The organism is Kitasatospora sp. NPDC059577 (assembly GCF_042735475.1).
In the GTDB taxonomy this organism is placed as follows: Bacteria; Actinomycetota; Actinomycetes; order Streptomycetales; family Streptomycetaceae; genus Kitasatospora.
The window spans coordinates 37,014-45,992 of record NZ_JBHWBZ010000034.1 but is presented as its reverse complement, the minus strand read 5'-3'; the positions used below and the strand labels follow the sequence as shown (position 1 = coordinate 45,992).

The window sequence follows — 8,979 nt, the reverse complement described above, 5'->3', positions numbered from 1 at the left end:
CACGTGAGGGATGCGCTTGGTTACCAACTCCGGTACTGGTTGGGATGGTCGGTGGGTTCTGGGGGCCGGCCAAGCTGCACCCGCAGCCGGCCGGGAGGGGTACGGGCCGGGCAGGGCCCAGGGCTTGTCCGACAAGCCCTAGGCGAGGCCCTCGGCCAGCGCCTTCTCGGTCGCGGCGCGGACGGCCGCCTCGATCTCCGGGGTGAGCGGCTGGCGCGGGGCCCGGACCGGACCGCCGGGGCGCCCGGCGATGTCCATGGAGAGCTTGATGGCCTGGACGAACTCGGTCTTGGAGTCCCAGCGCAGCAGCGAGTGCAGCGACGTGTACAGCGGCAGCGCGGTCTCCAGGTCGTGTCCCACCGCGGCGTCGTAGAGCGCGACCGAGGCCTCCGGCAGCGCGTTCGGGTAGCCGGCGATCCAGCCGACCGCGCCGGCCAGCGCCAGTTCCAGCAGCACGTCGTCGGCGCCGATCAGCAGGTCCAGCCCGGGGGCCAGTTCGGCGATCTCGTACGCCCGGCGGACGTCCCCGCTGAACTCCTTGACGGCGACGATCGAGCCCTCGCCGTGCAGTTGGGCGAGCAGCGCGGGGACGAGGTCCACCTTGGTGTCGATCGGGTTGTTGTACGCGACGATCGGCAGGCCCGCCCGGGCGACCTCGGCGTAGTGCGCGCGCACCGAGGCGTGGTCGGCCCGGTAGGCGTTCGGCGGGAGCAGCAGGACGGAGCCGGCGCCGGCCTCGGCGGCCTGCTCGGCCCAGCGGCGGGACTCGGCGCTGCCGTACGCGGCCACCCCGGGCATGACCCGGGAGCCGTCGCCGGCCGCCTCGACGGCCACCTCGACGACCCGGGCGCGCTCCTCGGCGGTGAGCGTCTGGTACTCGCCCAGCGAGCCGTTGGGGACGACGCCCTCGCAGCCGGAGTCGATCAGCCAGCGGACGTGCTCGGCGTACGCGTCGTAGTCGACGGAGTGGTCCGGGCGCAGCGGGATCGTGGTGGCGACCATGATGCCGCGCCAGGGACGGGTGGTGTCGTGCGGGGTGATGGACACGGTGTACTCCTTGGTGAGGTGTGACATTTTATAGGTGGGGGCAGGCCGGAGACAAGGTCCCCGGCCCACCGGTTCGAGGACGGGCCGTCACGACTCCGGGGAGGGCCCCGCCGCCAGCTGCGAGAGCGGCACCGGGCAGCCCAGCGGCCGCCGGTCGGGCCCCGGACCGCCCGACGCCGACCCCGGGGCCGGACCGGCCAGGCAGGCCACGGCCGGACCGCACATCCGCCCCTGGCACCAGCCCATCCCGGCCCGGGTCAGCAGCTTCACGGTGCGCGGGTCCCCCGCGCCCAGTTCGTCCACGGCCTCCCGGATCGCCGCGACCGGCACCTCCTCGCACCGGCAGACGTCGGTGTCCGGACGCAGCCACCCGGTCCAGCCCGGCCCGGGCCGGTGGGCGGCGGCCATCAGCTCGGCGAAGGCCCGCAGCCGCGAGCGGCGGCGCAGCAGCGCGGCCTCCGGCAGTGCCCCGGCCACCGCGTGCGCGGCCAGTTCACCCTCGGCGAGCGCGAGGTCGGCGCCGCCGACGCCGTTGGTCTCCCCGGCCGACCACAGGCCGGGCACGCTGGTGCGCAGCCGGGCGTCGACCTCCAGCGCGACCGCGCCGTCCGGCCCGGTCCGGGTGCGCGCGCCCAGCTCGGTGGCCAGGTCGATCTGCGGCAGCAGACCGTGGCCGACGGCGAGCGCGTCGCAGTCGATCCGCCGCCCGGTGCCGGGCACCGGGCGCCAGTCGGCGTCCAGCCGGGCCACCGTGACGCCGGTGACCCGGTCCGTCCCGTGCGCCTCGACCACCGCGCTGCGCGGGCGCAGCCGCACGCCGTGCCGCAGCAGCGCCCCGCCGTGCCCGGCGCCCTCGACCAGCTTGCCGGGGACGGCCGCCAGCACACCGGGCCGCCGCGCGTACCCGAGGTAGGCGGTGGCCTCGACCACGGCGGGCACCTCGGCCCCGGCGGTGACCAGCGAGGACGCCGCGGCGAGCAGCAGCGGTCCGCTCCCGGCGACCACGATCCGCCGTCCGGGCAGCACCAGTCCGGCCTTGAGCATGGCCTGCGCGCCGCCCGCGGTCACCACCCCGGGCAGGGTCCAGCCGGGGAACGGCAGCTGCCGCTCGTACGCACCGGTGGCGAGCAGCACCGACCGGGCCCGGACGGTGGCCCGGTCGGCGCTCCCGGGCCCGCGGGTGACGTGCACCGCGAAGCCGCCGTCGAAGCGCTCCAGCGCCCAGACCTGGTGTCCGCCCCGGAAGACGGCCCGCCCGGCCCGCTCGTGGGCGGCGAGCCGGTCGGCGAGGCCGGTGTAGGCGGACCAGTGGTGGTGCAGCCGGTCCGGCCGGGCCGCGCCGAGGCCGGGCGCGGGGTGGCGGTAGTACTGCCCGCCGGTCTGCTGTCCGCCGTCCAGCAGGACGCAGCGCAGCCCGAGGTCGGCGGCGGTGACGGCGGCGGCGAGCCCGGCCGGGCCGGCCCCGACCACGGCGAGGTCGAACGGCGCGCGGTCGATCGGCGCGGGGTCAGACGGCGAGGTCGGCACGGCCGTGGCCCTCCTGGGTGGTGACGGTGGTGCCCGGCTCAGCGGGGAGCAGGCAGGTGCGCTGGTTGGGACGGCCGTCCACGGTGGCCAGGCAGTCGAAGCAGCTGCCGATGCCGCAGAACGCCCCGCGCGGCGTCCCGCCGACCCGGGTGGTGCGCCAGGCCAGCACGCCGTCGGCCCACAGGGCGGCGGCGATGGACTGCCCGGGCAGCGCGGGGACGGGCCGGCCGTCGAACTCGATGTGGTGGGCGGGCCCGGGCTCGGCCTCGACCAGCCCGGCGGGGGTGCGGCGGCGGCGCATCGGCGGCGTCTCCAATCCAGGACGGAATCTCATGGGGAACGGAACCCGGGCGGGAGCCCCGGGCGGACGGCCTCGCCCGGCGGGCCGGGCGGGCTCAGGCGGCGGGGAACCGGTCCGCGCGGAACGGCGCGAGGTCCTGTTCCGGCTGCTTTCCGGTGAGCTGTTCACTGATCAGCAGCCCGGTCGCCGGGGCCAGCCCGATCCCGGCCCCCTCGTGGCCGCAGGCGTGGTACAGCCCGGGCACCCGGGGGTCCGCCCCGATGGCCGGCAGGTGGTCCGGCAGGTACGGGCGGAAGCCCCGGTAGGCGCGCAGCACGGTGACGTCCGCGAGCACCGGGAAGAGGTCGGCGGCCTGGCCGGCGAGCCGCCGCAGCACCTCCTGGGAGAGCGTGCGGTCGTAGCCGACCCGTTCCCGGCTGGCGCCGATCAGCACCGGCCCGCCCGGGGTGCCCTCGACCACGGCGGAGGTCTCCAGGCCGGCCGAGCCGCTGGCCACGTTGGCCACGTAGTCGGCGGCGTAGACCTTGTGCCGGACGACCCTCGGCAGCGGCTCGGTGACCAGGACGAAGCCGCGCCGGGGCATCACCGGCAGGTGCACCCCGGCCAGGGCCGCCAGCTCGCCGCCCCAGGTGCCGGCCGCGTTGACCACGGCGGGCGCGGCCAGCCGGCGGCGGTCGGTCCGCACGCCGCGCACGGCGCCGTCGGACCCCCGGTCGACGGCCGTCACGGTCTCCCCCGTGATCAGCTCGGCGCCCCTGCGCCGGGCCGCGCGCAGCAGGTGGGCGGCGGCCAGGGCGGGCTGGACCTGGGCGTCCTGCGGGTAGTGGAAGCCGCCGGCCAGGCCGGGGGCGAGGTGCGGTTCCAGTTCCCGCAGCCGCTCGCCGGGCACCTCCTCGGCGGCCACCCCGACGGCGCGCTGCGCGGCCGCGAAGGCCCGCAGGGCCTCCTGCCCGGCCGCGGTGGAGGCGACCACCACGCCGCCCTTGGCCTCGTACTCGACGGCCGCGCCGAGGTCCTCGGCGAGTTCGCGCCAGAGCCGGGTGCTGAGCAGGGCGAGGTCGAGTTCGGGTCCGGGCTCCTTGTCGGAGACCAGCAGGTTGCCCTCGCCCGCGCCGGTGGTGCCGCCGGCCACCGGCCCGCGGTCCACGACGGCGACGGTGAGCCCGGCACGGGCGGCGTAGTAGGCGCAGGCGGCGCCGACCACACCGGCGCCGACCACGACGACATCCAGGGGAGGTCTCTCGGTCTTCAGCACGTCAGTAATATGTCACATGCCATCCACCCTGCCAAGGGCACCCCACCGAAACCCCAGGAAGCCCCCGACCAGCGAAAAGCCCCGGCCCGCCGCGCACAGCGACGGACCGGGGCTCCCTCAGGGCCCACCGGCTCAGGTGATGTCGTCCATCTGCTCGTGGCGCGCGGCCGGCACCGGGGCGCTGGAGGCCGCCGGGGCCGCCGAGGCCCGGACGGACTCCGCCCCGGCCACCGGTTGCACGGACAGGTCGAGGTGCGAGGCCTCCTCGTCGTCCAGCAGGGCGTCCGGGTTGCGGCGCGCCTTGCGCTTGTCGAAGGCCAGCGCGATGACCACCGCGATGAAGTACAGGCCCCAGATCGGCGCGGCCAGCGCGAGCATGGTCAGCGGGTCGGCGCTCGGCGTGGCGAAGGCCGCGAACACCGTGATCGCCATGATCATCCCGCGCCACCAGCCGAGCAGCCGCTTGCCGCTGACCATGCCGACCAGGTTCATCATCACGAGCAGCAGCGGGAACTCGAAGGCGAGGCCGAAGACCAGCACCATCCGGGTGGCGATGTCGAAGTAGTCGTCCGGCGGCAGGATCGGCGTGGTGGTGTCCGGCGTGAACGAGATCAACACCTCGATCGTGGCGGGCAGCACCAGGAACGCGACGCCCACACCGGCGAGGAACAGCGGCGCCCCGCACAGCATGAAGATCACGGTGTACTTCTTCTCGTGCCGGTGCAGACCGGGCGCCACGAACGCCCACACCTGCCACAGCCAGATCGGCACCGAACCGACCACGCCGGCCGTCAGCGCGACCTTGAGCATCCAGGTGAAACCCGAGGTCAGACCGATGGTCGAGACCTGGGCGCACTTGCCGTGGTACTGGCCCGCGGTCTCCTTGGTGCACTGCGGAAGCGGCTTGAGGAGCAGGGTTTCGAGCTGCTTGTGGTAGATCAGGGCCACGATGGTGATCAGCACGATCGCCAGGACCGACTTGACCACGCGGTTGCGCAGTTCCCGCAGGTGGTCGGCGAGGGCCATCCGCCCCTCAGGATCCTTTGACGCCTTCGGCGCCTTGGAGAGCTTGCTCAACCCCGGTCCTCAACTCGTGCGTCGAGGCCCGCCGGTCGGCGGGCCTCCATGGTCGTGTACGCCGCGTGCGTCGCGGACGTCGCACGTCTCACGTGTGTCGCGTGCCTCACGTGCGCCGTGCTCAGTGCGGGCGGTCGCCGTCGGGCGCGGACGACCCGGCCGCGGGCTCGGTCACCGGACGGGCCGTGGCCGACGCCCCCGGAGCCGCCTGGACGGTCCTGGCCGAGGAGCCGTCCACCGGCGCCGGAGCGGGCCGCTCCGACGGCTCGGACGCACCGTCCGCGCGCATCGCCCTGGCCTCGCTCTTCAGGATCCGCAGCGACTTCCCCAGCGACCGCGCCACCTCCGGCAGCCGCTTGGCTCCGAACAGCACGATGGCGAGTACCACGATCACCACGATCGCGGTCATCGAGATGCGCATGCGCGACCACCTTCAGTCACGGCGGCCCGACGGGCCGTCCGCTGCGGATGGTAACCGCTGCGGATGACGCCACGACGACGGCCGCCCGAACAGGACAGCGGCCCCCGGCACTCGGATCCGGGAGCCGACTGAGAGCGTAACCCGCCCCTGCCCGCACACAGCAGCCCCCGTACGGCGGGGGCCGCGGGGAGGGGCGTCAGGCCCGGCTCGGCACCGCGTCGGCCAGCTCCTCCGCCGCCGCGGCCAGCGCCCGCGAGGCCGTGTCCACGCCCTTGGCGAGCGCCCGCACGTCGAGCCAGAGCCGGATCGCGAGGACCCCGAGGACCAGCAGGCCCGCGGTGGCGAGCAGGACGGCGGCGACGAGCATCCAGGACATGCGCCCCACCCTATACGGGCCCTACCCCTCGGCCGGGACGAGCCGCATGGTGCGCACTCCGGCCGCGGTGAGCGCCTCGACGATCTTCTCCCCGGCCGGCTTGCGCACCGCCGCCCCGCACAGCGGGCAACCGAAGCTGTAGTGCGCCTGGGCCGGGGTGCGACCGAGGGTCAGCCGGAACGCCTCGGCCGGGAGCTCCACCTTCTCCCGGCACTCCGAGCAGTACACCTTGAATCTCGTCCCGGGTTCCACCGCTCAGACCTGCCCCTCCCCGTAGGCGGCCAGCGCCTCCCGCGCGGCCGAGCGCGCCTGCTCGGCCAGTTCGGGCGGCGAGACGATCCGGCCGTCCCGGCCCAGCCGCAGCGCCAGCGGGCGCAGCTGGGAGGGGTCGGCGCTGCGCAGGGTGATCCGCAGTCCGCCGTCGGGCAGTTCCTCGGCCCGGTCGTGGGTGTAGTACTCGGCCACCCAGCGCCCGCCGGAGGAGACCTCGACGACCACCTCGGGGTCGTCGGCCGCCGGGTTGACCAGTCCACCGCTCAGGTCGCGCGGCTCGCGCCGGGGCGGGTCGGCCGGGACGTCCAGGACGCGGATCTCGGCGACCCGGTCGAGCCGGAACATCCGGTGGTCCTCGGAGGTGCGGCACCAGGCCTCGAGGTAGGTGTGGCCCTCGGTGAGCAGCCGGATCGGGTCGACCTCGCGCTCGGTCATCCCGCCGCGCCCGTGCGAGTAGTAGCGCAGCCAGAGCCGGCGGCCCTCGCTGAGCGCCCGGTCGATGTCCGCGAAGACGTGGCTCTCCGCCTCGAAGGTCACGCCGACCCGGGCGCTGCCCTCGGCGCTCTCGCCCGCCGCGTTCTCGATCTTGGCGACGGCCCGGGTGAGCGCCTCCCGATCACCTGCCCGCAGCCCGGGCAGGCCGGCCACCGCGCGGGCGGCCACCAGCAGGGCGGTCGCCTCGTCGGCGGCCAGTCGCAGCGGCTGGGCCACGTCGTCGACGTTGTGCCACCAGATCCGCTCGCCGTCGGTGTCGATGTCGAGCAGGTCGCCGCCGCGGAAGCTGGTGCCGCACATCGGCAGCACGTTGAGGTCCCCGATCAGCTCGCGCTCGCTGATCCCGAAGGCCCGGGCGACCTCGGCGACCTCGGCCCCGGGCCGCTCGCGCAGATAGGTGACCAGCGACAGCATCCGTCGCGTCTGGTCGATCGCATTGCTCATGCCCGCACGCCTTCCACATCCAGCCCCGCGACCGCCCGCAGCCGGTCGACCACATCCGCCCGCAGCTCCTCCGGCCCGAGCACCAGCACGTCCGGCCCGAACTCCGCCAGGTCGGCGCCCAGCCCGTTGCCGTAGGGGATCTCCAGCTCGTCCCAGGCCTCGTCGACCCGGCTGCTGGTCAGCGCCTTGGTGCGGAGCGGGAAGCCGGCGTCCCGGCGGACCCGGACGGTCGCGGTGGCGGTGGCACCCTCCCCCGCGAACTTCGCCACGGTCGCCCGGACGTCCACGTGCTCGGGCACGGTGCCGAGGAAGGCCCCGCTCCTGGCCCGCACCTTGCCGGTGATCCGGCTGAGCCGGAACACCCGGGCGTCGCCCCGGTCACGGTCGTACCCGGCCAGGTACCAGTGCCCGCGCCAGCACTCCAGCGCCCACGGTTCGACGCTGCGCTGCTCGACGGCGGCGGCGCCGGCCTTGCGGTACTCGAAGCCGACCGGACGGCGGTCCCGGGCGGCGGTGAGCAGCGGCTCGAACGCGGCCTCCCGGGCGGGGATGCGCGGCTCCAGGGCGGTTCGGCCCTCGGCCTCGGCGAACGGCACGCCGGCCGCGCGCAGCTTCTGGAGCGCGCCGCTGGCCGCTCCGGACATCTTGGCCTGCTGCCAGACCCGGGCGGCCAAGGTCAGCGCGGCCGCCTCCTCGGCGTCCAGCGCGATCTCCGGCAGCCGGTTGCGGTCGGCACGGGCCAGGTAGCCGAGCTCACCGTCCAGGGTGCTCTCGTCGACGTCGATCACCAGGCCGAGCTCGCGCAGGTCGTCCTTGTCCCGCTCGAACATCCGGTTGAAGGCGTCCTCGCTGCTGCCCTGCCAGGCCTCGCGGTACGCCTCGATGGATTCCCGCAGCTCCTTCTTGGAGAGCGGACGTCTGGTGTTCATCAGGCACAGGGCGAGATTCATCAGCCGCTCTGCCTTGGCGATCGCCATCGCTGACCCTTCCGGTGTGCCGCGCCGCGCGCGGGGTGCGCCAACCGGGCGATCACCACCCGGCGGGACCGACCGTACCGGTCGCGGTACGCACTGCAAAAGCGGCGTCCCACACCCGGTCCCGCAGGCGTGCCGCGCCCGGTCCCCGAGCCGGTCCGCGCCCGGCCGCCGGGCGGTGCCCACCGGGCCCGGACACGCCCGTGGGCCGGGCCCCCGGAGGGGTCCGGCCCACGGCGCGATGAGGCTCAGACGGCCAGCAGGTCGACCACGAAGATCAGGGTCGAGCCCGGCGGGATGGCCGGGGTCGGCGACTGGTTGCCGTACGCCAGGCGGGCCGGGATGGTCAGCTCGCGGCGGCCGCCGACCTTCATGCCGACGACGCCCTGGTCCCAGCCCTTGATGACGCGGCCGCCACCGAGCGGGAAGCGGAACTCGTTCGGGCTCCGGTTCCAGCTGGCGTCGAACTCCTCGCCGGTCTCGAAGGTCACGCCGACGTAGCGGACGCTGACGTTCTGGCCCTTCTTGGCCTCCTCGCCGTCACCGACGACGATGTCGCGGATCTGCAGCTCCGCCGGGGCGTCGCCGATCGGGAAGTCGATCTCGGGCTTCTCGTTGAGGTTGACGCTCACAGTCCCTCTTCTCACGTTGCGCGTTGCATTCACGACCAAGCGGGGGGGGGGGCCCCCCCCCCCGGCCCCCCCCCCCCCCCCCGCGGCGCGCGCCGCGCCCCCGGCCCCCCCCCCCCCGCCCGGCGCGCCCGCGCCCCCCCCCCCCCCCCCCCCCACA

Annotated in this window: 11 protein-coding genes; all 11 read right to left on the bottom strand. The window is 75.2% G+C overall.

Going from position 1 to position 8,979, the window contains the following annotated elements:
• Positions 1–138 precede the first annotated feature (138 nt).
• Positions 139–1,074 carry a dihydrodipicolinate synthase family protein gene (locus ACFV0O_RS24575; protein WP_380345311.1) on the bottom strand — a complete coding sequence of 312 codons (936 nt, stop codon included), beginning with the start codon at positions 1,072–1,074 and terminating at the stop codon, positions 139–141.
• Between the two features lie 60 nt (positions 1,075–1,134).
• Complete coding sequence (locus ACFV0O_RS24570; RefSeq protein ID WP_380345309.1) at positions 1,135–2,574, bottom strand: NAD(P)/FAD-dependent oxidoreductase; 1,440 nt, start codon at positions 2,572–2,574, stop codon at positions 1,135–1,137.
• Positions 2,555–2,908, bottom strand: coding sequence for a (2Fe-2S)-binding protein (locus ACFV0O_RS24565; protein ID WP_380345307.1), 354 nt, complete (start codon positions 2,906–2,908; stop codon positions 2,555–2,557). The genes ACFV0O_RS24570 and ACFV0O_RS24565 overlap by 20 nt, the downstream gene beginning before the upstream one ends.
• A gap of 61 nt (positions 2,909–2,969) precedes the next feature.
• The gene (locus ACFV0O_RS24560; RefSeq protein WP_380345306.1) at positions 2,970–4,130 is read right to left on the bottom strand and encodes an NAD(P)/FAD-dependent oxidoreductase; all 1,161 of its coding nucleotides are present in this window, start codon (positions 4,128–4,130) and stop codon (positions 2,970–2,972) included.
• 132 nt (positions 4,131–4,262) lie between these two features.
• Entirely contained in the window at positions 4,263–5,207 is a 945-nt protein-coding gene (tatC, locus tag ACFV0O_RS24555) for a twin-arginine translocase subunit TatC (protein ID WP_380345304.1), read from the bottom strand.
• A gap of 121 nt (positions 5,208–5,328) precedes the next feature.
• A complete protein-coding gene (tatA, locus tag ACFV0O_RS24550) occupies positions 5,329–5,628 on the bottom strand; it encodes a Sec-independent protein translocase subunit TatA (RefSeq protein ID WP_380345302.1) in 300 nt (99 codons plus the stop codon).
• A gap of 196 nt (positions 5,629–5,824) precedes the next feature.
• On the bottom strand, positions 5,825–6,004 hold the full coding sequence (locus ACFV0O_RS24545; protein WP_360261601.1) for a hypothetical protein: 180 nt from the start codon (positions 6,002–6,004) through the stop codon (positions 5,825–5,827).
• Positions 6,005–6,025: 21 nt separating this feature from the next.
• The gene (locus ACFV0O_RS24540) at positions 6,026–6,256 is read right to left on the bottom strand and encodes a hypothetical protein (protein WP_380345300.1); all 231 of its coding nucleotides are present in this window, start codon (positions 6,254–6,256) and stop codon (positions 6,026–6,028) included.
• A gap of 3 nt (positions 6,257–6,259) precedes the next feature.
• A complete protein-coding gene (locus ACFV0O_RS24535) occupies positions 6,260–7,216 on the bottom strand; it encodes a WYL domain-containing protein (RefSeq protein ID WP_316520336.1) in 957 nt (318 codons plus the stop codon).
• On the bottom strand, positions 7,213–8,193 hold the full coding sequence (locus ACFV0O_RS24530; RefSeq protein WP_360261609.1) for a WYL domain-containing protein: 981 nt from the start codon (positions 8,191–8,193) through the stop codon (positions 7,213–7,215). The genes ACFV0O_RS24535 and ACFV0O_RS24530 overlap by 4 nt, the downstream gene beginning before the upstream one ends.
• Before the next feature lie 245 nt (positions 8,194–8,438).
• Complete coding sequence (locus tag ACFV0O_RS24525) at positions 8,439–8,822, bottom strand: FKBP-type peptidyl-prolyl cis-trans isomerase (RefSeq protein WP_360261612.1); 384 nt, start codon at positions 8,820–8,822, stop codon at positions 8,439–8,441.
• Positions 8,823–8,979 lie beyond the last annotated feature (157 nt).